Here is a 24,149-nt window from a genome sequence, read left to right as displayed (position 1 = left end):
AAGCGGTTTCGCTGCTTAGAAACCGTCAGCAACAGCGTTGATATGGCTTTATTAGAAAATGTTCTAGAGGGAATTCTGCACCTGTTCAAAACCGAAGGGATAGAAGCCAATACAGAGGAAGACATCCTCAGGAAGGTGGGCATTCCCGGCTCAACCTATCAGGAACTGTTCTCCAGCAAAGCTGATATGGTGAAGAAAGTGACACTTTTTGATGTTGAGGCACAGAAAAGAGCACAAGAGCAGTTGCTGGCCAAAGCACGTAACCCTGTGGAGGAAGTCATGATCCTGCTGCAGAATGGGATAAGTACACTAAAAACAACAAACCCGCTCATGATAAGCGACCTGCAGCAGTATTATCCTGAAGCATGGGCGATAACATATGACTACCTCACCAACTATTCGCACCACCTGAACAGCCAGATTCTGAACAAGGGCATCCTGCAAGGGTATTTTCGGAAAGACATTAACCTGCAGCTGGTGACGAAAATTATAATGGAGCAGTTTTTTATGATGATAAACCCTGCCTTGTTTCCGCCGAGCCGCTATGATCTTGCGGAGGTCTTCAGGAGCATCTACCTATACTATGTGCGCGGCATCTGTACAGAAATGGGAGGTAAAATGGCGGAGGAGTATTTTGCAAAAAACAACCTGTAAGTATTAACAGGAGCAAAAAGTGCTAAGGCCCGGGGTATACATCACCCCGGGCCTTAGCACTTTTTAGGTACAGAAGCCTTTTTAGCTGATTGAAACACGCACCTTCTGCGTATACATGCGCAGTGCAGTTTTAAAATCAGTGCCGTTGTCCTCCATCTCATTCAGAATCCAGACAGCGGCCAAGACGTGCGTCAGTTGCTCCCCCTCGTCTTCTCCTTCTACCTCAATAGCAGGTTGCTGCTCATCCACGATGGCTGCCTCAGCGGCCATCAGTTCATCTAAATTATTATTTTCTACAAGCTTCTTTATAGCAGGTATCTTCATATCAATCGTTAAACGTTTAATTTGTGTATCAGGTCACGAACAGCTTCTTCCTTGCTGGCAGCTACTGTATCCACCAGTTGTCCGTTTTTGAAAGCGGCGAAGAATGGCAGGTTGGTAACACCGGCAAACTTACGGGCTTCCGGGCTGTTCTCAGCGTTTACATCCACGAAGGCAACATTTGTAAATTGCTCATCATCAGACATGCGCTTGAACTTAGGAGAGAACAAGCGGCAGTTGCCACACCAGTCGGCGTAGTATTTCACCACCACTTTTTCGTTTGAGTTAAGTACTTCGGTAAAGTCGTTGTCTGTTGCTGTTATAACGGCCATATGCTTATCGTTTTATTACTTTTTTAAAAATCAATTTATAGTACTCTATAAGATACTAGGTACAAAATTAAATGTTTCGGGCTAAACATGCAGCTTTTGCTATGCTAAATGCCAACAAACCTGTGGCTGTATTGTTTTACAGCCACTTTTAACTGTGCCTCCTGAAACTATAACCACAGGTGGCAAGGTTATAGGAATGAATACTTTAGGGCCATTGAACAACTTTTTAGCCTGAATTGTATAAAAGAAACTACACTGCAATTTTATATCTTTGCAGAGATAAAACCTGAGAAGAACAATGTTAGATAAGTTAGAAGCCATCAATCACCGGTTTGAGGAGGTGGGCCAGTTACTAACCCAGCCTGATGTGGCCAGCGACATGAAGAAATTCAAGGCGCTGAATAAAGAGTATAAAGACCTTGATAAGATAGTAGTTGAATATAAGAAGTACCTGAACATCCTGAGCAACATCGACAATGCCAAGCAGGTAATTGCCACTGAAAAGGATGAGGACTTCAGGGAAATGGCCAAAGAAGAGCTGGACGAGCTGATTCCGAAGCGCGACGAGATGGAAGAGCTCCTGAAGGAACTGCTTATACCAAAAGACCCGAACGACAGCAAAGACATCATCATGGAAATCCGTGCGGGTGCGGGTGGCGACGAGGCCTCCATCTTTGCCGGTGACCTGTACCGCATGTACAGCCGTTTTGCTGAAAAGCAGGGCTGGCGCACAGAACTCATCGATGCCACTGAGGGTACTTCCGGGGGATATAAGGAAATCATTGTGGGCATGTCTGGCGAAGATGTGTACGGCAAGCTTAAGTTCGAGTCTGGCGTACACCGCGTACAGCGCGTGCCAGCCACTGAAACACAGGGACGTATTCACACATCGGTAGCCTCTGTGGTGGTGCTGCCAGAGGTAGAGGAACTTGATATTGAACTGGACATGAATGATATCCGCAAAGATCTGTTCATGTCGTCAGGGCCTGGCGGACAGTCAGTAAACACGACTTACTCGGCCGTGCGCCTGACCCACATCCCAACAGGTATTGTAGCGCAGTGTCAGGATCAGAAATCGCAGCTGAAGAATTTTGACAAAGCATTGGCCGTGTTACGTTCCCGTATCTACGAAATAGAGCTGGCCAAGAAGAACGAGGCCGAAGGTGCGCAGCGCAAGAGCATGGTAGGCGGTGGCGACCGCTCTGACAAAATCCGTACCTACAACTACCCACAGGGCCGCGTAACCGATCACCGCATTGGTTATACCGTATACAACCTTCCAAACGTAATGGATGGCGGTATCGAAGACTTTGTGGAGCAGCTTCGTATTGCAGAGAATGCTGAAAGGCTGAAAGAAGGTGCCGCAGCAGAATAATAACGGCGGCAGAATTTAGTTATAGAAAGGGTGCAGTAAGGCGGGTGTAGCCGCAACTGCACCCTTTTTTGTTGCTTATTCTTATATTGTTGATGAATTGCTGCTCACAGGAGGCGGGAATTCCCCTCTTCATCAAAAAAGGGGGTACAAGCCTGCCATTGCCGCGCCCCGGCAGTAACTTCAACGCTTTTAACATCGAATTATATTGAAATATAACCTCGTCATATTGCCTCTGCTCCTGCTGCTCGGCCTTTTCTCCTGTGAACCAAGAGATGAGGTTATCACCACAGATCCTTCCGCGGTGCTGGAGTTCTCAGCAGACACGGTGCTGTTCGATACGGTTTTCGTGAGCCGGGGCAGCATTACCAAGCGGTTAAGGGTGTACAACCGCAACGAGAAGGCTGTGCGCATCAGCGAGATTACGTTGGCGGGTGCGGCTTCCTCCCCTTATCAGCTTACTATCAACGGTGTGCAAAGCCCGCTGGTGAACAATGTGGAGCTGCGGGGTGGTGACAGCCTGTATGTGCTGGTGAAGGTGAACATAAACCCGACAGATGAGAACCTCCCCTTTTTAGTGGCAGACTCTGTGCTCTTCCGTACGAATGGACAGCAGCAGAACGTGAAGCTGGTAGCTTATGGGCAAAATGCTTACTTCCATCGCAAGGAAACTATTGGAGACAGCGTGTGGGAAAACGATAAGCCTCATGTCCTGCTGGACTCGGTGCTGGTGCAGGAAGGCGCCACCCTGACCATCAAAAAAGGAACGCGCGTTTTCGGGAGCAACAAGGCTGTGCTGCTGGTAAACGGGCGCCTGCTGGTACAGGGTACTCCGCAAGAGCGTGTGGTGTTTGGAGGTTACAGGCAGGAAGAGGCTTATCAAACAGCACCCGGCCAGTGGGAGGGTATCCGGATTTTAACCAGAAGCAGCAATAACCTTATACAGTACGCCGACATCCGGAACACCCGGTATGGCCTGCGCATCGGGAATCCGGGAAAAGCAGGAACACAAGTGGAAGGGTGCGTGATAGCGCATGCGTACATAGATGGTGTTGTTGCTTTTACCTCGGATGTAAAGGTGGTGAATACCCTCATTTACAACTGCGGACAGTACGGCTTTGGGGGCCTGGGAGGGGGCAATTATGAAGTAATCTACTCCACCATTGTCAGCTATAACAACAAGGCAGTGCGCGAGGCCCCGCTGTTTGTTATCACAGATTTTATTCCGGGCACAGAAATAGAAGATCAGCCCACATCGCTGCGCCTTGTAAATTCTATTGTGTATTCTGACAGCTATAACTTAAAAGATGAGGTGCTGATTTCACCTTCAGGCGCCGCAACAGAAATAAGTCACAACCTGCTTCTGACAGATGTGTATAAGGAAGTGTTCGCTCAAAACGGGAATAAGCTGAACGAAGCACCTAAATTTAAGGCGCCAGCCAAAGCCGATTTTACCCTAGATACATTGTCTCCGGCCAGTGGTGCTGCTAAATACCTGCCAGCTGTTCAGTCAGACCTAAAAGGCACTGCCCGCAGCACAACTCTGCCAGACGCAGGTGCCCTTGAGCGAACGATAGACTAGTTCAATCATTCAGTTATCCAAAATTTATTATGAAGTGGTTTCAGAAAGAAGTAAGGCTGCCGGCCGTAAAGAGAGGATTTCACCTCATCACCGATTTACTGGAGGCGCAGCTGCCTGAACTGGAAGACTTAAACGTGGGGCTGGCGCATGTTTTTATCAAGCACACTTCCGCCAGCTTAACCATCAACGAAAACGCAGACCCTACCGTACGGCAGGACTTTGAGAGTCATTTCAACCACATGGTACCGGAAAACCAGTCTTACTACCGCCACACTCTAGAAGGTTCTGATGACATGCCGGCCCACCTGAAAGCCGCACTGCTTGGCAATTCTGTTACAGTACCCATTACCAGAGGGCGGTTGAACCTCGGCACCTGGCAGGGAATTTACCTTTGCGAGCACCGTGACCATGCCTCCAAGCGCACTGTGGTTGTAACGCTACAGGGAAATTAGCGCCTCGGGCTGCACTGCCCGGTTCTCCCTTACCGCAGCACGCTGATACGCTTCACCTCTGTGCCGTTGGTGCTCTTGATGCGGAGAATGTACAGGCCCTGTGGCAGGTTGCGCACGTCGAGGCGCAGCACCCGGTCACGGGCTTCCTCTTTTATGACTACCTGACCCAGCTTGTTTACCAACTCTACCTGGCGCACCATAATGCGGGCAGGCTGCTCTATCATCAGGAAGTCTGTGGTAGGGTTGGGGTATACTACCAGGTCACTTACCGTAACGTGCACATAGTTTTCCTTTATTGCTGTACTGCTCAGGTTTCCGTTTGATATGGTCAGTTTAACGCTGTACCTGCCTGGCCGTGGGTACATAACGGTTGGGTTTCGTTGTGTAGAGACAGCCGGAACGCCTCCCTCAAATTCCCAATACCATGTTGAGGGGCGAACTCCCGCAGAGGCATCTGAATAACTGATGCTTTTTCCTGCAATGATCAACGTGTCATTTGGCGAGGTCGCTTCAAAATCAGACCGCAGTGTGCCGGAGCAGGCAAGGGAGTTCAGGATACTGCCGCGCGAGGTGGCAAGTATGGCTTGCATAAAGTCTGCCTGGCCTTTTGTGAAGAGGTTCATGCAGGCATCATCGCTGTAATCCATGTAGTTCTGGTACATGTCTCCGAAAGGGCTGTCGTCGCAGGAAATTTTTATTCCGCTGTGGCATCCGCCATTTTCTTCCCGCTGGTTGGGTGTATCGTCTATGCCATCAGAGTCGGTGCAGGAGGAGCCGCTACCCCATATATGCCCCAAGCCAAGCCAATGGCCCACCTCATGGGTGGCGGTGCGGCCCATATTGTAATTCCATTTAAAGTTGTTGACAGGTGGGGCACCTACAGAGGCATAATGCAGGACAACACCATCATTCACGGCGCGTGAGCCGGGTGGGGTAGCGTAGCCTAATATACTGCTCTGGGTATCGCCTCCAATATTGCAGATCCAGATGTTCAGGTACTGGTCTCTGTCCCAGATATCGATGCCACCTTTCGCTGTATATTTTACATTGTCGCTGGCATAGCTGAAATAGCTGTTGGTGGTGCGGGTGCGGGTAATGCCGGTGGTGGGGTCTCCGTTAGGGTCGGTGGTAGCCAGGCAGAACTGAATCCTGGTATCGGCGGCATAGGGGCGAAAATACTCCGGAGTGGTAGCGGTATCTGCATTCAGTCGCCTGAAATCGTTGTTCAGCACCTCCAGCTGCGACAACAAAGCAGCCTCTGAGAGATTTTCCTCCTCTGCATTATAGACTACATGAAATACAACCGGAATCGTAATCACCACGTCGGCACGCAGCTGCTGCCCCCGCTCCTGCTGCGCCATTACCTGCTGCACCTGCTGTTGCACTACTTTTTGCCGCTCCTGAAACTCCGGGTCCTCTGCCTGTAATAATGCTGTATAAGCATCCGTAGCGCACTTGCGGACACTAGTAACAGCAGAGCCAGAATTTTGGGCTAAAGCATGCCAGGCAAGACCTAAGCATATCAGTGCCACTAAAGTAAACGTGCGCATGCGGCAATAACAGGGGTAAAGGAAATCAAATCACGTAGCCGTGCTGCGTAATCTGTGCAAGATAGCAAAATTGTAACGCTTTTACGTCGGCTATGCGCTGATTTTTAAGGAGATGCGCTTACAGGTTGGCGTCTACCATGTAGTGCAGCGAGTCTGAGAGTATAAGTTTCTGGACACCCTGCACCCTATAGCCTGAGATGTTGCCACTGGCAGGGTCTGCGTTGAGCTGCACATTGCGGCGCGAGTAGAACAGCACATTCTGGTCCTGGATCAGGGCATTCAGTTGCTTTAGCTTTCGGTCAGGGGTTAGCTCCAGGCGCAGGTAGTGCACCAGTGGCTCGGCGTCCTCTACCCTGTTGTACTCTACAACAACGCTTCCATCATCCAGCACCTGCTCCTGTTTGGTATAGTACTCCTCCAGCGCAGGGCGGTTAAGGTCAGCCTGTCCGAAAACGGCTAGCTCGTCTTCCCAGTCTACTTTAGCGGTCTCAATGGTTTCGGTTGGGTTCCCTTCTGTGGTAACAGACTTGAGCACCATGGGCCGCTCAGCCTGCAGGCGCTCTATCTGTTGCTCCAGGTAGGTTGTTAAGTTGTAAGAAGCCTCCGCCTCGGCAGATGTGGGCGGAGCAGGCCTCTCACAAGCAGTTGTGGCCAGTAGCAGGACCAAGAAGAAGATTGCTATATGCCTGGCCACCTGTATTATTTAGATATAAGTGATATGCCGTTCATTTCTGCTGGCGCGGTAATGTTCATCAACTCCAGAATGGTTGGGGCGATGTCGCCAAGCTTGCCTTCCTGCAGCGTCACGCTCAGGGTGTCGCTTACCAGCACGCAAGGCACCAGATTGGTGGTGTGGGCTGTGTTCGGCGAGCCGTCCTCGTTAATCATGCAGTCGGCGTTGCCATGGTCCGCAATCACAATGGTGATATAGCCGTTTGCCAGAGCAGTCGTAATCACCTTCTCGGCACACTGGTCTACTACCTCACAGGCTTTAACAGCAGCTTCAAACACGCCCGTATGGCCTACCATGTCCGGGTTGGCAAAGTTCAGGCAGATAAAGTCAGCGCTCTTCTTCTCCAACTCAGGCACAATGGCATCCCGGATGTCGAAAGCACTCATTTCCGGCATCAGGTCGTAAGTGGCTACCTTGGGTGACGGGCACATGATGCGGCTTTCCCCTTCAAAAGCAGTTTCGCGGCCTCCGGAAAAGAAGAAGGTTACGTGCGGGTACTTCTCTGTTTCCGCAATGCGTATCTGCTTTTTACCGGCTTTCGCCAGCACCTCGCCTAGCGTATTGTTCAGGTTGTCTTTCTCAAAAATGGCCGCTACGTCCAGAAAGCTCTCATCGTAGTTGGTCATCATGATATAGCGCAGGTTCAGTTTGAACATGTTCTGCTCAGGAAAGTCACGCTGTGTAAGCGCCTGCGTAATTTCGCGGCCCCTGTCGGTGCGGAAGTTAAAGCAGATCACCACATCACCTTCTTTGATGGTGGCAATCGGCTGCTGCATATCGTTCACTTTCACGATTGGCTGAATAAACTCATCCGACACACCGGCATTGTAAGAGTCCAGCATGGATTTGATGAGGTTCTGCGATGGCGTGCCTGTGCCATGCACCATCAGGTCGTAGGCCAGTTTTACACGCTCCCAGCGGTTGTCGCGGTCCATGGCGTAGTAGCGGCCCACAATAGAGGCAATCGTGCCGGTTGTTTGCTCCAGGTGCTGCTCCAGTTCATTAATGTACTTCACACCGCCTTTCGGGTCTGTGTCGCGGCCATCTGTAAAAGCATGGATGTAAACATCACGAAGTTCCTGGTCGGCGGCTACAGAGCAGAGGGCTTTCAGGTGGTTGATGTGCGAGTGCACACCGCCATCAGAAAGTAAACCGATCAGGTGCACCGGCTTCTTGTTTTCTTTGGCATAAGCAAGGGTATCGGCAAGCACAGGCATAGTGGCCAGTTTGCGCTCCGCAATCGCCTTGTTAATGCGCACCAGGTCCTGATACACTACGCGGCCAGCGCCAATGTTCATGTGCCCTACCTCGGAGTTACCCATTTGTCCTTCAGGCAGGCCAACAGCCTCGCCCGAGGCCTGCAGCCTGGTGGTCGGATATTTCGCAAGGATAGAATCAACGAAAGGCGTATTGGCCTTCTGAATAGCTGAAACCTCCGGATTGGTGGCAATACCCCACCCGTCCAATATCATTAAAAGTACCTTTTTATCCATGGCGCAAATATAACTATAATCTTTCAATGGCTGCCTAACAGCTACCTATTAATGGCTGCTTATGCCAGTGCAAAGCCTGTTCAACGGAAATTACTTCTTGTAGCGGCTACTGCTTTTACGGCGGTAAGGTTTTCGTTGTATCATATAGGAACAGTTAAGCGGCAGCGAATGTAATTTTCGTATATTTAGAATATACTATTAAATTTAAACACGCAATCAGCAATAGCTTAGTTGGCATAGTTTTAGCTGATGTGAGGGCAGGAACACAAACGGTCATATGAAAAACTTAAAACACATTGCAGTAGCATTTTCTTTGTTAATGGTAGCCGTATTTTTTTCGGCAGGGCAGGCAGTGGCGCAAAATGATGCCATGAACAGCGTAAAGTCGGCGATGAAGGTGGGTTCGGCCAAGGATTTGTCTAAAAACTTCAGCAGTATGGTGGAGATTACGCTCGACGGTGGTGAAGCCACCAGTTACAGCAATACCCAGGCCGAGTTTGTGATGAAGAACTTCTTTGCCAAGAATGCCCCTGTAGACTTTAGCGTGAACCACAACGGCACCTCCGACAAGGGCCAGCTGTATGCTATTGGCACATATGCCTCTAAAGGTGATTCTTACACAGTCCTAATCCGAATGAAGGCTGCAAACGGCAAATACCTGATCCACTCGATGAATTTTATAAAGGATTAAGCAAATAATAATGAGATTTTTAAGAAGGCCCGGCATTTATACCGAGCCTTTTTTTATTTTTGCACCGTGAAAACCGTGAGACCGACATACCTGACCGAAGAAAACATACGCGAGTTTATCGCCAGGGCGCTGGCCGAGGACATCGGCGACGGTGACCACTCTTCGCTTGCGGCTATACCCGCCGATGCGCAGAACCAGGCGCGCCTCCTGATAAAAGGAGACGGGATACTGGCAGGCGTTGAACTGGCAACCATCATTTTTAACGCCGTAGATCCTGGGCTGCAGGTAGAGGTACTGCTGCAGGACGGCGCAAAAGTGAAGTATGGGGATATTGGCCTGACGGTAAAAGGAAAAGCGCAGTCTATCTTAACGGCAGAGCGGCTGGTGCTGAACTGCATGCAGCGCATGAGTGGTATCGCCACCTATACAAACTCCCTGCTGCAGCTGATTGAAGGCACTGGTGCCAGGTTGCTGGACACCCGCAAAACTACCCCTAATTTCCGGATGATGGAGAAATGGGCCGTTGTAATTGGCGGTGGCCATAACCACCGCTTCGGCTTATACGACATGGTGATGCTGAAAGACAACCACGTGGACTATGCCGGCGGCATCCGCGAAGCCATTACCGCTACCCACCGCTACCTGCAGGAAAAAGGAAAAGACCTGAAAATTGAGGTGGAAACGCGCAACCTGCAGGAAGTAAAAGAGGCCTTGGAGACAGGCGGCATCCACCGCATTATGCTGGACAACATGAAGCCTGAAACCATGCGGGAGGCCGTGAACATGATTGGCGGCAGGTACGAGGTAGAAGCCTCAGGAGGTATTACAGAAACAACCATACGCGCCGTGGCGGAAACCGGAGTAGATTACATCTCGGTAGGTGCGCTCACACACTCCATGAAGAGTTTAGATATCAGCCTGAAGGCTTATAAATAAAATCAGGTTACCTTTGCCGTAAGAGCGAAGGGTTTTTATTGATTATAGAATTTCGCTCTGCGGAGTGATGCCAGAAAAGAGAGTTGGCAGAGAATAGAATTTCGACTTTAAATTGAATATGCAGCGACCAAATCAAAGAGGTTTTCGGACCGCACAGGGACCTTCTCCACAAGGAATCCGCACAAAGAAATATCAGCTCGATAAAGAAAAGTATACCCGCATGGCCCTGGCAAAAGTATGGCGCCATGATTGGTGGTATGCTTTGATTCCATTGGTGTTGCTGTTATTGCCAGCCGTTTTCAACTTCTCCTGGTGGTGGGTGGCAGCTGCCATTATTGTTACCCTGCTGTTTGTGCTGCTTCGGTCGGCACAGGTTATGGGGGTAACGCAGATGGAGCAGGGCAACCCCTTGTTCGAGAAGCTGACGTACGAGATTGATAACCGCCAGATATTGATGAAGCGCAATGAGCGCGAGGGCATGGCCCTGAACTGGGAAATGATCCAGAAAGCAGAGGTGCAGCCGGAAGCTTACCTGCTGTGGCTGCAGCCCCCTGCCGATGCCCAGTTGCCAGGCGGATGGAAAGGCTGGGTTGCCCGCAACTTCCAGACCCCTATCTTCATACACCTGCCTTTCCGCATTTTTAACAGCACAAACGATATGAAGCTGATGGAAAGCCTGTTGCGCCGTAAGAACCTGCTGGCCAGCAGTACCACAACCAGTACCACAACCTAATTGCGAGGTATCAACGTAAATATTTAATAGATAATGCCTTGCTGGTATAACATAAAGCAAGGCACGTGTAGAGAAAGTATAAAAACGTACAAAAATGAATAAGAACGTAGTAGCAGTATTTGCCGCCGTATGCGGTTTGTTCATGGCTTCTTCCTGCGATACTCCATCTGACCTGAGACCAGAAGATAAAGTATCTGTGGATTACGTAGAGCCAGGTACACGCAATACGTATAACATTGGCAAAGTGAACGAGGTGCATGGGCAGTCTCATGAAGAAGAGTATATGCCAGGCCACCAGAGAGGTGGCAACAGCATTCAGCCTGGTGACAGTGTTTCTGAAGAAGTAGAAACAAACACCGCTGAGGGGCCAATGGAGCACTAAGCCTTACCGATTTTTTACTTGCCTGCCGTTGCTGTACATCGCAGTAACGGCAGGCTTTTTTTTGCCCTTACGGTAGCAGCCGGGGCAGCAACCTGTGCACGGGTTGCTGCTGCCTGCGCACAGGTTCCGATAAAACGCCTATATTTGCAACATAATTGCTTTTGGGCCTCTGTGGCGCAACAGGAAGACGAGTGGCTCTGTATCTGGTTTGGCTATCCGTACTATCAAATACGGTACAACAACCGTAACCGCAGGAGGCGCTGGCGTTTATGGACCGGCTGCTGGCCTAACCTTCACCCTAAACCGCACGATGGGATTCTGGGTCTGGCTGTGGCAAAGGCCGCTATGTATTATGCCCGACTAGAAAAGTTTTGATGTGAGAGGCATTCTGGTATCAACTTCAGGAGTACCGATAAAGTAACTTAAACCTGGTAGCGGAGGGAAAAGAGGTGCATGCAGTAAACTTCAGAGTCACGCGCGGCGTAGGGAATGGGTTTACTGTCAAAACCATTTGTTTGTGATGAGGGGAAGGAATACACGTGCAGAGCGGGTTAAGGGTGTTGCGGGAGAGTGGCTTTTGATAATACTTTAAGGTGATACAGTTGCGCCTGGCAGAGGTGTTTGGCGGTTATCACCTGAACCCGTTTGACCTGGGAAAAAGCGACCGGGTTATTTTTATGCTTAAGAAATAACAGCTCTACATGATTGTAGCTATACTTGTTCTGTTTTTTACAGTAGTGTTATCGGCCTTTTTAGTAAAGGTGTTTCCGCCCCACAATTCTAGGTGGTTAAAAATAGCCCTTGCTTTCAGTGGTGCATATCTTTTTACTATTACCATCATACACCTGCTGCCAGACGTGCTCCGGAACGGCAGCACCAACGCTCATGGCGTAGGCTATTGGGTACTGGCAGGTTTCTTTCTGCAATTGGTGCTGGAGCTTTTCTCACATGGAGTAGAGCACGGGCATATGCACCACCATGGTCGTATTGGCTCAATGCCTTTCCTGCTGCTGGGGTCACTTTTTGTGCATTCTTTTCTGGAGGGAAGCATCCTGGTAGAGCAAAAGCAGTACAGTGCGGGCCACGCACACAGTAGCGATAATTTTTATGTGGTGCTGCTGGGGGTGGCGCTGCACCATGTGCCGGCTGCTTTTGCGCTAATGTCGGTGCTGTTGTCGAGGCTGGAGAACTTCAGGAAAGCTTTTCCGTGGCTGCTGATTTTTGCTGTTGGCTCTCCTTTAGGTATCTTCTTCAGTAATGTGGTTTTACCTCAGGAAGCGCCGGATGGGCTTATCTATACTGCCCTGACAGGTTTGGTTGCGGGTAACTTCCTGCACATTTCCACTACCATCCTGTTCGAGACAAGCCCCGACCACCACTTTAACCGTAGCAAACTTATCGCAACTTTATGTGGTTTATCACTGGCACTTATATCTGATTTTATTTAACCTGTGTGCATCAAATATCAGGTGTATCAGCTGGCGCTGCAAAACAACCCGGCAGGACGACCTTTTTCATAGATATACTAGGCAGAACCTAAGGTTGCATCAGTCATTTCCCGAGGCCGAAGGTTTTCAGACTCAGTCCTGTCTGTATCAGGAGGCACCAACATCAGGGCAACGTTACTTGAGGCGGCTCAGCGTTTCGGGAGACATGCGCAGGTAGGAGGCGATGTATTTTTTAGGGATGTGCTGGAACAGCTGCGGGCTTCGCCGCATGACACGCTGCAGGCGCTGCTCCGGCTCCGGCAGCAGCAAGTTTACTTCCCGCTCTATCTTGTCCACCAGCGCCTTCTCCAGTTCCTCATACCAGAACCGCTTAATGCTAGGATGCTCCGCCATCAGCTGCATAAAGTCAGCTTTACTGATGCCTAACAACTCACTCCTCTTCAACGCTTGTATGTAGTAGGCCGATGGCTTGCCATCTACAAACGAAGGGAAAGAGACCACCAGGTTACCCGGATAGGAAAAGCCAACACAAATCTCCTCATCAGGCAGCGGAAAGTAAATGCGCAGGCCCCCACTGGTGACAAAGTACAACCCCTGCTCTACCTGCCCCTGCTGTATCAGGAAACTGTACCGGCTCAGCTGCACCCGCTTCTTCCAGAGCGGCACAAAAGCAGCGATGTCTTCCGGCGTAAGGTAGGGGACTTGCTGGAGGAGGGACTGGAGCATAGGCGGCTATTTCTTTAGAAAATCAGTTCAGATGCTTATGGTTGATTTTGGCTGCTTCCTGTTCAACCGCCGCCCTTGCTGCGTGTTTTCACCAGCAAGCGTTATGCTGCCGAAGCAAGTTTAGTTGTTGGTGAAAACACCAACAACGGCGGAAGGATTATGATACAATATCTTTTACAGATTCAGAAAACTCTTCAAGAACAGCGTCATTCATATATTCCAGCCTTTTCTCTTTAGCTAGCTCCTCTATGGCGTCATAGGAGATAAAAGAGCAGGTTGATGCCAGTACATGCTTGAATACTGGCCTTGATAATTCATTCATCACCTTTACCTTTCGTTCAATGGGAGCAACAATGTGTGCCTTTATGTTTAGGTTGGGCTGCAATGCCATTAGATCGGCCATTCTTAATATTCCTGAATAAATAGAAGATGTGTGTTCTACCTCGAACGCGCGTACAATAGAACGGCCTCTTATCCAGAGCACATCAATATTTTCAATGGTATTCAGGGTGTCGTTATCATAGTTAAGAGGCAGATCCTGTAGAACAGAGCTTGACTTTGAATGCCATACCTCTAAAACTCTGCTCCTGTCGTTCTTTGGAAGCCAAATTTTGTAGCCCATGCGGTCGCCAATCTCAGCAAGCAGTGCCTGAATCTTTATTGAGTCGCGTGTTAGAGGCGTTTTAACTATGAGCTCTGTAGCCTCATCTTCAACTTTGCAATCTGCAATGGTACTGTCCTTACCGGAGTCAACACTAAAAGGGATGAAGTAATCAGTCTTGTTGCGGCTAAATTCCTGAGCTAGTGTGTCACAAGCTTGCTTATCTAAAATGGGTTTTGATGCTTGTATATACTTAATGCTCCAATACTTTCCTCCAGTTTCTGATAAGATAGAAAGGTCGAATGGCTGACAATACTCTACTTCTTTTATGGTTAGGGAATGAACATATCTCTCTCCGTCAGGCCAGGGTTTAAAATCTGTTTGCTTATCAAGTTTGAACCGGGCGCCACATAACGTCCTTTTGCCTGATTTGGCTGCTAAATAAACTAAGTCGCCAGGCTGTGGTCCTCTGTTCGAGAATCCAGCAACTTTTTGATTTATGCAAATATTGTAGTTCTTTAAAGATGATGAACAGTGTAGTATCCTTGTACTCATTAGGGACGGAGATATCTATTTAGCTAATATAGGATAAATTTTATATGTTGTTAAATACTCCCCAAATTTATCTCTCCTACCGCTTCACCTTAAACTCCTTGAATCCTGCCAACCCCTCCATCTCTTTCACCTCTACTTTCTCTACCTGAGCTCTGCGAGGGCCTTCGTGCGCCCATTGCTCCAGTTGCTTTAGAGCGGAGGGGCTGCCTTCAGCTTCTATGTATACGGTGCCATCCTCCTCGTTTTGTACAAAGCCAGTGAGGCCGAGCTCCTGCGCTTTTTCTTTGGTGCTGGCCCGGAAGAATACGCCGTGTACTTTGCCGTGCACCCGTATCGCAATGTGTTTGGTATTGCTCATGCTGATTATATCTGTTTGCTGGTTATCTGGTTACTCCTAATTGTTTCGTTGTTCCTGGTGGCTTTGCTGTACCTGGTGTAGTTGCGTAAGGCTTATCCAGTCGTGCTTAAAGGCATGTTCGGCGGCACTGGCTGTATCCCGCATCAGCAGCATCTCCACGCCCTGTGCCTTTACCTGCTCACAAATATTCTGTACCTCCTCCTCGCGGTCATTACCTGTCACATCCCTGATTTAAATGCAAAGCACCTGATCTGGGAAGTCTTTTACCACCTGCCTGTAAATTTCAGGATCGTCCTTGCCGCTATCGCCGATTAGGATGAAGCTTAGGTGCGGATAGGTGCGAAGAATGGCACAGATCTGATCGAGCTTCTGCTGGTGCCCGTCAACCTTCTCATGGTCATCAGCCTTGTCGTGAAGCAACAGCGGTCCTTTGGGAATATTATTCGCTTCCAGGAAGTTGACCAGAAAGCTGAACAGGTTCCATTGACTGGAGGATACATAAAACAAAGGATTGTTGCTCCCTTTCAGTACCTGCAGCAAAGCCGCAATTCCCGGGAAAGGGCTACGCTCCTGGGCATCCTGCAACAGGCTGCGCTTTAACTGGCCGAGGAAGCTTGTTGCATTGGCAACAAGCACCGTGTCGTCTATATCAGAGATCACGCTAAATCGCGCATCCGGCTCCGGTACAAATATGCGCCCCTCCGTTTCCATCTCATCCTCATCGGTTTTGCGCTCCAGCAGCCGGAGTTTTACACCATAGCCTGCCTCCTTGTAGTCTATGGGCGTGTCTGTTTTAAACACTACCTCAAAATAGCCTTTGTCGTTGGTTTCCACCTCCTGGTGCATCCCCGCAAACGTAGCGGAAAGCCTGATGTTTGGAATGGCACTCAAGGCAAGACGCCGTATCATACTCAGCGTCTGTTCGCCTGAATGCGATTCTTCCTTATCGTTTTGCTTTTTGTCTTTCTCCATCACCCGCCCTTTCAGGCGCACAAAGGTGTCGGAGCCATAGCCGTAATAAGGTAAAATCATAATGGAGCGCAGCAAGTGCAGGTTTTCTTTTACCTTCTCACTTCCCGCGTCCAGTTCCTGTTCCAGCTGTATTATTGCTTCATACAATTTTTGCTTTATATCCAAACCGTTCTAGAAATTGATTCTATATATTAGAACGTGCCAGCAAGGCAGTTGTTTACAGGTAAGAGGCCCCGGGCATAGCCACTGCACGTCTAATCCTCCCGCTGCTCATCTTTTTCGCAGGCTTGCCTTACGTCTTCCAACTGGTCTTCATTTATCCATCCCTTCTTAACAGCATGCTAAGCGGCGGAGAGGGTTTCCTCCACCAGTTCCATTTCCACTCCCTGCGCCTTTACCTGTTCGGCTATGCGTTTCACTTCCTTGTCGCGCTCTTCCGGAGACACATCCCGGATATAGATGCCCAGGATAGGCCCCGGATACTCCTGCACCACCTTTTGATAGATTTCAGGGTCATGCTGACCGCTGTCGCCGATGCAAATGAATTTGAGGTTAGGGTAAGTGTCGAGGATGTGCCGTATCTTCTCTTGCTTATACTCATGGGTGCTGGTTTCAAGGTAGCCTTTGTCCAGGCGAAAGCCCTTGTCGCGGAGCAACAAGGGGCCCTCCGGAATGCTGTGGGAACGAAAGAAGCGAACCAGCAGGTCGTACAGGTTCCACTCGCTGCCCGACACAAAGAAGAGCGGGTTGTGTTTTTTCTGATCGCTGCCTGCACACAAGGCCCGCAGAAAGCCAGCAATACCCGGAAAAGGGCTGCGCTCGTTTGCATTCTTCAGCAGCATTAGCTTGAGCCGCCCGAGAAAATGTGTGACCTTGGACATCAGCACCGTATCGTCTATATCGGAGATGATGCCGAAGTCGGCATCTCTGCCTAGTACAAAAACATAAGCCTCGACCTCTAATTTGTCTTTGCCTGTTTTCTGTTCCAGCAGCTGCAGCTTTACCTTATGGCCGGTGCTGCTGTAGTCTATCGGAGATTCCGTCCTGAACTCTACTTCAAAGAATCCTTCCTGGTCTGTTTCTACCTCTATCTCCTGTCCGGCAAAGCTTGCTTTCAGCTTCACTCCCGGTATCTCGTCAGACTCGTATCGCTTGTACGTGTTCCGGAGGTGTGTCAGGGTGCTGTCCTCGTCGCTGGACTGCTTTACCTTCTCGTCTTCCAGCACCCTGCCTTTTACGTACACATACTTATCGTTGCCAAAGCCATAGTAAGGCATAATATTGATGGGGTCCAGCAGGTGCAGCGCTTCCTTTGTTTTATGTTTCGCCATAAATAGCTTGTGCTCCACCTGCTGAATGGCAGTTAAGAGTCCTTCTTTTGCTGCCTGTGTTAAGTCTGCCATAAAGTTTGATTTAATGTATTAAAACGGCCGGAAACGGAAGGGGTTAAACAAAAACGCTAGCAGGCTTGTAAGAACGTTTCCTGGTACTACAGTTGTTATGTATGGAGCGTGTATAGCTGAACCTGGAAATTGTGGCTATATTGGTTGTCCTGGTGTTTCAGCCAGTTTTTTTATAGGAGAAAGAATCACAATGTCATTACTATTCACTGATTTTAAGAGCTGGGAAAAGCACTGCACCGAAACCGGAGAACCGCTGTACCAGCCAGTGCTGGAATACGAGATAGAGCAGAAAGGCCGCTCAGAAGAATATATCTGGGAGAATATTGCCAGAGCGTTTGATGTGATGAAGGATGCGGTGCAAACCGGCCTTACAGAAAATATGCAGTCCCGCTCCGGCATGGTGAATAACAGCGCCAAAAAGGTAGCAAAAGCACCGATTACAGTGCTGTCGCCGGAGTTTCAGATGCTGATTTCGCGTGCGCTGGGGGCCAAAGAGGTAAACTCCTGCATGGGGCGTGTGGTAGCGGCTCCCACGGCAGGTGCATCCGGTATCTTGCCGGGCACCCTCACCACCCTGCAGGAGCTGCACGGCCTGGAAGACAGGAAAATACACGAAGGCTTACTTGTTGGAGCAGGTATAGCGCTGATTATTGAGCAGAATGCCTCGCTGGCGGGTGCTGTGGGTGGTTGCCAGGCAGAAACAGGGAGTGCGGCCGCCATGGCGGCAGGAGCGATTGTGTACTGCCTCGGAGGAAGCATAGACCAGGTGTTCACGGCAGTGGCCATTACCATACAATGCATGCTTGGCCTTGTCTGCGATCCGGTGGCCGGGCTGGTAGAGGTGCCGTGTATTGTGCGCAACGCCAGTGCCGCTGCCATTGCCTTTTCTTCATCTCAAATGGCGCTTGCCGGTGTTAACGCCGTTATTCCGGTAGACCAGTGTGTGGCAGCCCTTGGCGAAGTAGGCGAAAGCATGGAGCGCAAGTACAAGGAAACAGCAGAAGGCGGTTTGGCCAATACACCCAGGGCGCGTGAAATAGAAAAACTGGTGCTAGTGCAGGATGTGGATATCCTGCCGGATGAGAGCGAGGAGTAGTCTTAAGTTTTGATTAGCCAGGGTATGGAAAGGTAGGAAGCAAAAGCTTTCTACCTTTCTTGTTTTTAGGGGAGGCATCGTGAAATATTTTTTAGAGCCTGGGCAACCAATGGAAGCTGCGGGCTGTCGTTTTAAGTGTGTGGCACCTAAGATGTTGTGTGAGGGGAAAGCACTTTTGCACAGACGACATTTTCGGCTGATTGTAAATTGGCATAATATATGGCAAGCCTATATTTAAGAACCTAATACTCTTTAATTTTCCCCAAGCCTCAATTCTAAAACTATGAAAAAGTACTTTTTATCCGCATCGCTGGCTTGTATGCTGGCGCTCACAACTGCACTGTGCCGCAAATGGCCGTGTCCCCGGAATTTCAGCAGCATGCAGTGGAGCTGCCCATAGAGGGGCGCAGGGTTCTGAAGTCGAACGGAAACTTCCAGATTGGCGATTACACGGTGGCTAATGTGCGCCGCGGGTGGAAGAACATCGGTGGGTTCTCTATCTTCAGCTACAATAACATCGATGCCAGGCAGCGGTACGAGTTCAGCCTGCAGGATGGCAGGGGCAGCGAATGGTACGTGTTTGGTGCCAGTAAGCTGAAGGACAAGTCCCTTCGGTCCAATACTGGTGTGACCATAGATGTGGGTCCGAACATGGAATATTATGCCAGCCACTTTACCTCTCCGGAAAGTGGCCAGTGGCATCTGCTTACTGTAGACCCAGGCAATTACCTGGAGCGTAAGAAGTTTAAGGGAGAGCTCTCTAACCGCCGTACCACCTATACGATTGTGCCTGTGTATAAATTTGAGGACACCAAGTTGCCTATGACAGACGTAGTGGGCTATGAATTTAAGGATGGAGAGAAGGTGGTGGGTGCGGTGCAGGTTGTAAACAACGGGAAGGTATGGGTAAGCCCGCAGCTCACCCCCGACACACGGATGGTACTGGCCAGCGGCATGGCTTCTTTGCTGCTCTATGAAAAGCTGAATGAAACGGTAGAAAACTTTGAATTTAATTAAAAGCGATACTGTTTTCGGAAAAAGGTAGCAGTTTGATTTTTAACTAATTAAACCTTATCAGAAGTACAAAACGTAAGCATTTATACGTTTTATGTTTTGTAGCTTCTGCGTAAGCCTTTTTTCCTATTCAGCTATTCGTTCATACATGAAGAATTTTTTTTGGTGGTGCGCCGGTGCCGACGACACCATACTCGACAAATGTTCTAAATCAGAGCACATAAAATACGCTGGGATCGGCGCCACCGTGTTGTTCACGGGCCTGCTGGCCAGCATTTCGGGCGGTTACGCCCTCTACACCGTTTTTGACGATGCCCTGATGGCCATTGCTTTTGCCTTGCTGTGGGGTGCCGTTATCTTTAACCTCGACCGTTTTATCGTGTCCACACTGCGCAAAGAGGGCAAGTTCTGGAAAGAGCTGCTGCAGGTAATGCCGCGCGTGTTTCTGGCCCTGGTGCTGGCGGTGGTTATATCTAAGCCGCTTGAGCTGAAGATTTTTGACAAGGAAATCCAGGCAGTGCTCAAGGAGAAGCAGGCAGAACTGGCCATTGCCCACAAGCAACTGGTGAGCCAGCAGTTTGTAGAGGTAGATTCCATCAAGACGGAAATTGCCGCCATACGCCAGGAGGTAGAGGCCAAGTTACAGGAGCGCAACAGGCTGTATGATGCTCTTGCCGCAGAGGCCGATGGTACAGGCGGTACAGGTAAGGTAGGTAAAGGGCCTATTTTCGAGGAAAAGAAGCGACAGTACGATAAAGTAGACGAAGAACTGAAGCTGCTGCAGGTTAATGCGAACGAGCGCATTCTGCAGCGGGAGCAGCGTATCAACGAGCTCATGCAGAACTACGACGAGACTGTGGCAGAGGGGCAGGAAAGCTTTTCAAACTACGACGGCCTGATGGCCCGCATCAATGCCTTGGATGAGTTGCCGTGGCTGCCGGTGTTCTTCATCACGCTGTTGTTTATATGCCTGGAAACAGCTCCTATCTTTACAAAGCTGATGTCCAGCAAGGGGCCTTACGATGACATTCTGAAAGGCATTGAGCACGAGCGCACCATCCAGGAGATGCAGCGTGTGGCTGAGCGCCAGCAGCAGTACGACACCCGTAAAACAGTGGCCAACGCTAAATTTGCAGCACGCACCGACTATGAAGTAGATGCCAAACGGGAGGAAGAGCGCCTGAAGTCCGATGCGCACCTGGAAGTTGTCCGGGAGTCCGCTGCCGTATGGAAAGAGCGCAAGCTTAAAGAAATTCATCGAAGTCCCGACACCGCCGCCGAGCTCCTGAACGACGGAGAAGAGAATGGCTATTATAAGTGGTAAATTAAGAACAGCTTACCAGTAGGTATAAACCGCCTGTGCCTTTGTTGGTGCAGGCGGTTTTGTATTGATACTTCGCAGGGACAGGTCGTGACCTGTCCTGCCGCCACCCAAAACGGCCACAGGTAAACAATCCCGGCTTTTTATTGTAAATTTGCATAAACAGCTGTAAGCTATGGCAGAAACCTATGCATCGGACTTCGGAACAATCCTGCTCTTCCTGATTGGAGGAGCTATCTTCGTGATGATTGGCTTGCTGACGAGTAAACTGATTCGTCCGCAGCGCCCTAACCCGGAGAAACTCGCTACCTACGAGAGTGGGGAGGAACCGATTGGAAACGCCTGGATACAGTTTAACCCCAGATTCTATGTGGTGGCGCTTATCTTCATCATTTTTGATGTAGAGCTGGCTTTCCTGTTTCCATGGGCAACAGTATTTGGCCGCCGCGAATTGATTGACGCCACAGATGGCGTGTGGGGATGGTTTTCGCTACTGGAGATGTTCATCTTTATCGGCATTCTGGTGCTGGGCCTCGCCTACGCCTGGGCCAAAGGACATTTAGATTGGATTAGGCCGGAGCCGGTGGTACCTAAGAGCCGTTCTAAAATACCAGCAGAAATGTATCAGCGCGTAAACGAACGGCAGTACCAAAAACGCCCGGTTGTATCGGAAACTACGGAACCTAAGGTCCCTCACTGATAGTTTTATACTTTTAAAGCTTAAATAAGAAGGCGGAGCCGGAGAAAACAAGAACTCCTCTCTGGGCAAAGAAAGCATTAGGATTGTTTTGACCCGGTACCGCAAATCAGAATAGATATACCCCTTATATGGAAGCAAAGACTGGAGAAGGCGGAGTAGTTATTACAAAGTTAGATGACCTGCTGAACTGGGCGCGGCTGACCTCGCTATTCCCGATGGGTTTTGGACTGGCTTGCTGCGCCATTGAAATGATGGGAGCCTACGCATCCGGCTACGATATGGACCGTTTCGGCATCATTCCGCGGGCCTCCCCGCGCCAATCGGATGTGATGATTGTGGCCGGCACTGTTACTTTTAAAATGGCCGATCGCATTCGCCGCCTTTACGAGCAGATGCCAGAGCCCCGCTATGTTATTTCGATGGGCTCCTGCTCTAACTGTGGCGGCCCTTACTGGGAGCATGGTTATCATGTAGTGAAAGGCGTAGACCGTATTATTCCTGTGGATGTTTATGTACCTGGATGTCCGCCCCGCCCTGAGGCTTTGATAGGCGGCTTTCTGCAACTGCAGGAGGTTATCCGGAAAGAAACTATTCGTGCTCCACGCGCTGTGCAGCAGATTATGGCAAAGAGGGCACAGGAGCTAAACCAACCCGTAGCCGATGCTGACAAAGCACCTGCGCTATCATAATTCATATTTCAGCATTCCTAATTCAATCAACGTGTCTTTCGAGGAGTTAAGAGATTTTATAGTAGATACTTTCGGTGCAGAGGTTATCGTAGCTGAAAAAAAGGATAACCTGCAGCCCTACCTGGTGCTGGAGACAGAGCGTTTGGCGGAGGTGTGCCTTGTGCTGCACGACCACGAGCAGACGTATTTCGATTTCCTTTCCTGCGTTACCGGCATCGACAACGGCCAGGAAGCAGGCTCCATGGAGGTTGCTTATAACCTGTACTCCATCCCCTTTGACCACCACCTGGTGCTGAAGGTGCAGGTGCCGCGCAACAACACACCAGATCAGCCCATTCCGCAGGTGCCTACCGTCAGCCACATCTGGCGCACAGCCGACTGGCATGAGCGGGAGGTATTCGATATGGTGGGCATCCTCTTTAAAGACCATCCGGACATGCGCCGCATCTTATGTGCTGCCGACTGGGAAGGCCATCCTCTCCGTAGAGATTACGAGCTGCAGGAGTACTACCACGGCATCAAAGTGCCGTTCGACCAGCATAACGAGCTAAATGGATTCAAAGGAGAGCCGCAGCACATGGTTGGAGAGCCCACCCCTTTTTCAGATAAGCGCGAGAAGCCGGAATAGATTCAAAGATCTGGAAATGTGCTGATGTGGAAATTAATGTGTGGGGATAGTAAGCAAACTGTTCCTTAGCTTCAACCGCATCATATAATAAAGGACCCTTTGACAGTTAAGCATCAACCATAACAAAGAGTACACATTTATAATTGGAAACCTCCACTATATATAAGAATTACTTGCTGCAGTCGGAGCCGAACAAGTTCAGCTTAGACAACCTGAGGGATGGCGAGATGATTGTGAACATGGGGCCGCAGCACCCGAGTACGCACGGCGTACTGCGCCTTGAGGTGGTAACGGACGGGGAAATCGTGACGGACGTAGCACCGCATATTGGTTACCTGCACCGCTGCTTCGAGAAGCATGCCGAGCACATGGCCTATAACCAGACTATCCCCTACGTAGACCGCATGGACTACCTGGCGGCCATGAACTCAGAGCACGTGTGGTGTATGGGCGTGGAGAAGCTGCTGGGCATTACGGACCAGATTCCGAAGCGGGTAGAGTATATCCGGGTGCTGGTAACGGAGCTGAACCGTATCGCCTCGCACTTTGTAGCCATTGGTACCTACGGCATCGATATTGGCGCTTTTACGCCTTTCCTGTGGATGCTGCGCGACCGTGAACACATCCAGCGCCTGCTGGAGTGGGTCTCCGGTGCCCGCATGCTGTATAACTACATCTGGGTGGGCGGCCTGTACTATGATTTGCCTATTGGTTTTGAGAAGCGCTGCCAGGAGTTTATCGATTACCTGCAGCCCAAACTCGATGAGATAGACACGGTGCTGCTGGAGAATAAAATCTTTATTGATCGCACCGCCAATGTGGGTATCCTGCCGATGGATGTGGCGATTAATTACGGCTGCTCCGGCCCTATGCTGCGCGGTTCCGGACTGAAGTATGACCTGCGGCGCGTAGACGGTTACAGCGTATACCCGGAGCTTGAGTTTGAGGTGCCAGTAGGCACCGGCATAGTAGGTAGCGTAGGCGATTGCTGGGACCGCAATTATGTGCGGGCGCTGGAGTGCCGGGAGTCTGTGAAAATCATACAGCAGTGCCTCGACCGCCTGCAGGGCGACTACAAACGCACGCCTGACTTTGATCCACAGGCAGGTTGCCCGAAGAAGCTCCGCACTACCGGCACGCAGGAATTGTATTTCCGTGGGGAGACACCGCGTGGCGAACTGGGCTACTTCTTCCGGACTACAGACCGCAGCGATATGCCTTTCCGCTGCAAAGGCCGCTCCCCCTGCTTCTCTAACCTGTCGGTGCTGCACGAGATCTCTAAAGGCTGCATGGTGGCTGACATTATAGCTATTGTGGGATCAGTGGACATTGTACTGGGGGAATTAGACCGCTAAACTGGCCACACAGCAATTGTACTTCTTTTGTCCCATGTAGTAAGACATTTAT

General features: G+C 50.0%; 27 protein-coding genes. 16 read left to right on the top strand and 11 right to left on the bottom strand.

Annotated elements, in window-relative coordinates; genetic code table 11:
* Positions 1 to 42: 42 nt before the first annotated feature.
* On the top strand, positions 43 to 654 hold the full coding sequence (locus ACYVB1_RS21565) for a TetR/AcrR family transcriptional regulator (RefSeq protein WP_460925891.1): 612 nt from the start codon (positions 43 to 45) through the stop codon (positions 652 to 654).
* A gap of 81 nt (positions 655 to 735) precedes the next feature.
* Here ACYVB1_RS21565 and ACYVB1_RS21560 read toward each other — a convergent pair whose 3' ends face one another.
* Together ACYVB1_RS21560 and ACYVB1_RS21555 are read right to left on the bottom strand one after the other, a co-directional pair.
* Positions 736 to 978 carry a DUF6952 family protein gene (locus tag ACYVB1_RS21560; RefSeq protein WP_460925890.1) on the bottom strand — a complete coding sequence of 81 codons (243 nt, stop codon included), beginning with the start codon at positions 976 to 978 and terminating at the stop codon, positions 736 to 738.
* Positions 979 to 986: 8 nt separating this feature from the next.
* Positions 987 to 1,307 (bottom strand): thioredoxin family protein, encoded by a 321-nt coding sequence (locus ACYVB1_RS21555; protein WP_460925889.1) that lies wholly within the window; start codon positions 1,305 to 1,307, stop codon positions 987 to 989.
* Positions 1,308 to 1,605: 298 nt separating this feature from the next.
* On the opposite strand from ACYVB1_RS21555, the gene prfA reads away from it, so the two are divergent.
* From prfA to ACYVB1_RS21540, 3 genes are all read left to right on the top strand, one after another.
* Positions 1,606 to 2,682 carry a peptide chain release factor 1 gene (prfA, locus tag ACYVB1_RS21550; RefSeq protein ID WP_460925888.1) on the top strand — a complete coding sequence of 359 codons (1,077 nt, stop codon included), beginning with the start codon at positions 1,606 to 1,608 and terminating at the stop codon, positions 2,680 to 2,682.
* A 205-nt stretch (positions 2,683 to 2,887) separates the two neighbouring features.
* Positions 2,888 to 4,261 carry a hypothetical protein gene (locus tag ACYVB1_RS21545; protein ID WP_460925887.1) on the top strand — a complete coding sequence of 458 codons (1,374 nt, stop codon included), beginning with the start codon at positions 2,888 to 2,890 and terminating at the stop codon, positions 4,259 to 4,261.
* Positions 4,262 to 4,290: 29 nt separating this feature from the next.
* Positions 4,291 to 4,713 (top strand): secondary thiamine-phosphate synthase enzyme YjbQ, encoded by a 423-nt coding sequence (locus ACYVB1_RS21540; RefSeq protein WP_460925886.1) that lies wholly within the window; start codon positions 4,291 to 4,293, stop codon positions 4,711 to 4,713.
* Between the two features lie 29 nt (positions 4,714 to 4,742).
* Here the strand turns inward: ACYVB1_RS21540 and ACYVB1_RS21535 are convergent, their stop codons facing one another.
* The 3 genes from ACYVB1_RS21535 to gpmI form a co-directional block, all read right to left on the bottom strand.
* The gene (locus ACYVB1_RS21535) at positions 4,743 to 6,263 is read right to left on the bottom strand and encodes a M43 family zinc metalloprotease (protein ID WP_460925885.1); all 1,521 of its coding nucleotides are present in this window, start codon (positions 6,261 to 6,263) and stop codon (positions 4,743 to 4,745) included.
* Between the two features lie 118 nt (positions 6,264 to 6,381).
* On the bottom strand, positions 6,382 to 6,930 hold the full coding sequence (locus ACYVB1_RS21530) for a hypothetical protein (RefSeq protein ID WP_460925884.1): 549 nt from the start codon (positions 6,928 to 6,930) through the stop codon (positions 6,382 to 6,384).
* Between the two features lie 32 nt (positions 6,931 to 6,962).
* Positions 6,963 to 8,489: a 2,3-bisphosphoglycerate-independent phosphoglycerate mutase gene (gpmI, locus tag ACYVB1_RS21525; RefSeq protein ID WP_460925883.1), complete on the bottom strand. Its 1,527-nt coding sequence runs from the start codon at positions 8,487 to 8,489 to the stop codon at positions 6,963 to 6,965.
* 277 nt (positions 8,490 to 8,766) lie between these two features.
* Here gpmI and ACYVB1_RS21520 point away from each other — a divergent pair, with 277 nt between their 5' ends.
* The 5 genes from ACYVB1_RS21520 to ACYVB1_RS21500 all read left to right on the top strand — a co-directional run bounded on the left by ACYVB1_RS21520 (position 8,767) and on the right by ACYVB1_RS21500 (position 12,679).
* Positions 8,767 to 9,180: a DUF4783 domain-containing protein gene (locus ACYVB1_RS21520; RefSeq protein WP_460925882.1), complete on the top strand. Its 414-nt coding sequence runs from the start codon at positions 8,767 to 8,769 to the stop codon at positions 9,178 to 9,180.
* A 75-nt stretch (positions 9,181 to 9,255) separates the two neighbouring features.
* Positions 9,256 to 10,116: a carboxylating nicotinate-nucleotide diphosphorylase gene (gene nadC / locus ACYVB1_RS21515; protein WP_460925881.1), complete on the top strand. Its 861-nt coding sequence runs from the start codon at positions 9,256 to 9,258 to the stop codon at positions 10,114 to 10,116.
* 118 nt (positions 10,117 to 10,234) lie between these two features.
* Positions 10,235 to 10,849 (top strand): hypothetical protein, encoded by a 615-nt coding sequence (locus ACYVB1_RS21510; protein ID WP_460925880.1) that lies wholly within the window; start codon positions 10,235 to 10,237, stop codon positions 10,847 to 10,849.
* Between the two features lie 94 nt (positions 10,850 to 10,943).
* Positions 10,944 to 11,231 (top strand): hypothetical protein, encoded by a 288-nt coding sequence (locus ACYVB1_RS21505; protein WP_460925879.1) that lies wholly within the window; start codon positions 10,944 to 10,946, stop codon positions 11,229 to 11,231.
* Between the two features lie 701 nt (positions 11,232 to 11,932).
* The gene (locus tag ACYVB1_RS21500) at positions 11,933 to 12,679 is read left to right on the top strand and encodes a ZIP family metal transporter (RefSeq protein ID WP_460925878.1); all 747 of its coding nucleotides are present in this window, start codon (positions 11,933 to 11,935) and stop codon (positions 12,677 to 12,679) included.
* Between the two features lie 174 nt (positions 12,680 to 12,853).
* Here ACYVB1_RS21500 and ACYVB1_RS21495 read toward each other — a convergent pair whose 3' ends face one another.
* The 6 genes from ACYVB1_RS21495 to ACYVB1_RS21470 all read right to left on the bottom strand — a co-directional run bounded on the left by ACYVB1_RS21495 (position 12,854) and on the right by ACYVB1_RS21470 (position 17,294).
* Complete coding sequence (locus ACYVB1_RS21495) at positions 12,854 to 13,405, bottom strand: Crp/Fnr family transcriptional regulator (RefSeq protein ID WP_460925877.1); 552 nt, start codon at positions 13,403 to 13,405, stop codon at positions 12,854 to 12,856.
* Between the two features lie 157 nt (positions 13,406 to 13,562).
* Complete coding sequence (locus ACYVB1_RS21490) at positions 13,563 to 14,561, bottom strand: hypothetical protein (RefSeq protein ID WP_460925876.1); 999 nt, start codon at positions 14,559 to 14,561, stop codon at positions 13,563 to 13,565.
* A gap of 76 nt (positions 14,562 to 14,637) precedes the next feature.
* Positions 14,638 to 14,919, bottom strand: a complete 282-nt coding sequence (locus ACYVB1_RS21485) for an acylphosphatase (RefSeq protein ID WP_460925875.1) — start codon at positions 14,917 to 14,919, stop codon at positions 14,638 to 14,640.
* A 36-nt stretch (positions 14,920 to 14,955) separates the two neighbouring features.
* Positions 14,956 to 15,141 (bottom strand): hypothetical protein, encoded by a 186-nt coding sequence (locus ACYVB1_RS21480; protein ID WP_460925874.1) that lies wholly within the window; start codon positions 15,139 to 15,141, stop codon positions 14,956 to 14,958.
* Positions 15,142 to 15,150: 9 nt separating this feature from the next.
* Positions 15,151 to 16,038: a phosphatase domain-containing protein gene (locus ACYVB1_RS21475; protein WP_460925873.1), complete on the bottom strand. Its 888-nt coding sequence runs from the start codon at positions 16,036 to 16,038 to the stop codon at positions 15,151 to 15,153.
* A gap of 194 nt (positions 16,039 to 16,232) precedes the next feature.
* A complete protein-coding gene (locus tag ACYVB1_RS21470) occupies positions 16,233 to 17,294 on the bottom strand; it encodes an App1 family protein (protein ID WP_460925872.1) in 1,062 nt (353 codons plus the stop codon).
* Positions 17,295 to 17,484: 190 nt separating this feature from the next.
* Here ACYVB1_RS21470 and sdaAA point away from each other — a divergent pair, with 190 nt between their 5' ends.
* From sdaAA to ACYVB1_RS21435, 7 genes are all read left to right on the top strand, one after another.
* A complete protein-coding gene (gene sdaAA, locus ACYVB1_RS21465) occupies positions 17,485 to 18,390 on the top strand; it encodes an L-serine ammonia-lyase, iron-sulfur-dependent, subunit alpha (RefSeq protein ID WP_460925871.1) in 906 nt (301 codons plus the stop codon).
* Between the two features lie 351 nt (positions 18,391 to 18,741).
* Positions 18,742 to 19,407 carry a hypothetical protein gene (locus tag ACYVB1_RS21460; protein ID WP_460925870.1) on the top strand — a complete coding sequence of 222 codons (666 nt, stop codon included), beginning with the start codon at positions 18,742 to 18,744 and terminating at the stop codon, positions 19,405 to 19,407.
* Between the two features lie 145 nt (positions 19,408 to 19,552).
* On the top strand, positions 19,553 to 20,728 hold the full coding sequence (locus ACYVB1_RS21455; protein ID WP_460925869.1) for a DUF4407 domain-containing protein: 1,176 nt from the start codon (positions 19,553 to 19,555) through the stop codon (positions 20,726 to 20,728).
* Positions 20,729 to 20,900: 172 nt separating this feature from the next.
* Complete coding sequence (locus tag ACYVB1_RS21450) at positions 20,901 to 21,425, top strand: NADH-quinone oxidoreductase subunit A (RefSeq protein WP_460925868.1); 525 nt, start codon at positions 20,901 to 20,903, stop codon at positions 21,423 to 21,425.
* Positions 21,426 to 21,553: 128 nt separating this feature from the next.
* Positions 21,554 to 22,114 (top strand): NADH-quinone oxidoreductase subunit NuoB, encoded by a 561-nt coding sequence (gene nuoB, locus ACYVB1_RS21445; RefSeq protein ID WP_460925867.1) that lies wholly within the window; start codon positions 21,554 to 21,556, stop codon positions 22,112 to 22,114.
* A complete protein-coding gene (locus ACYVB1_RS21440; RefSeq protein ID WP_460925866.1) occupies positions 22,086 to 22,742 on the top strand; it encodes an NADH-quinone oxidoreductase subunit C in 657 nt (218 codons plus the stop codon). The genes nuoB and ACYVB1_RS21440 overlap by 29 nt, the downstream gene beginning before the upstream one ends.
* A 143-nt stretch (positions 22,743 to 22,885) precedes the next feature.
* Positions 22,886 to 24,097 (top strand): NADH-quinone oxidoreductase subunit D, encoded by a 1,212-nt coding sequence (locus tag ACYVB1_RS21435; protein ID WP_460925865.1) that lies wholly within the window; start codon positions 22,886 to 22,888, stop codon positions 24,095 to 24,097.
* The last annotated feature ends 52 nt before the right edge of the window (positions 24,098 to 24,149 follow it).

This window comes from Pontibacter brevis, from assembly GCF_054779655.1.
Note: the sequence above shows the minus strand (reverse complement) of the source record. Positions and strands in the feature narration are given on the sequence as shown.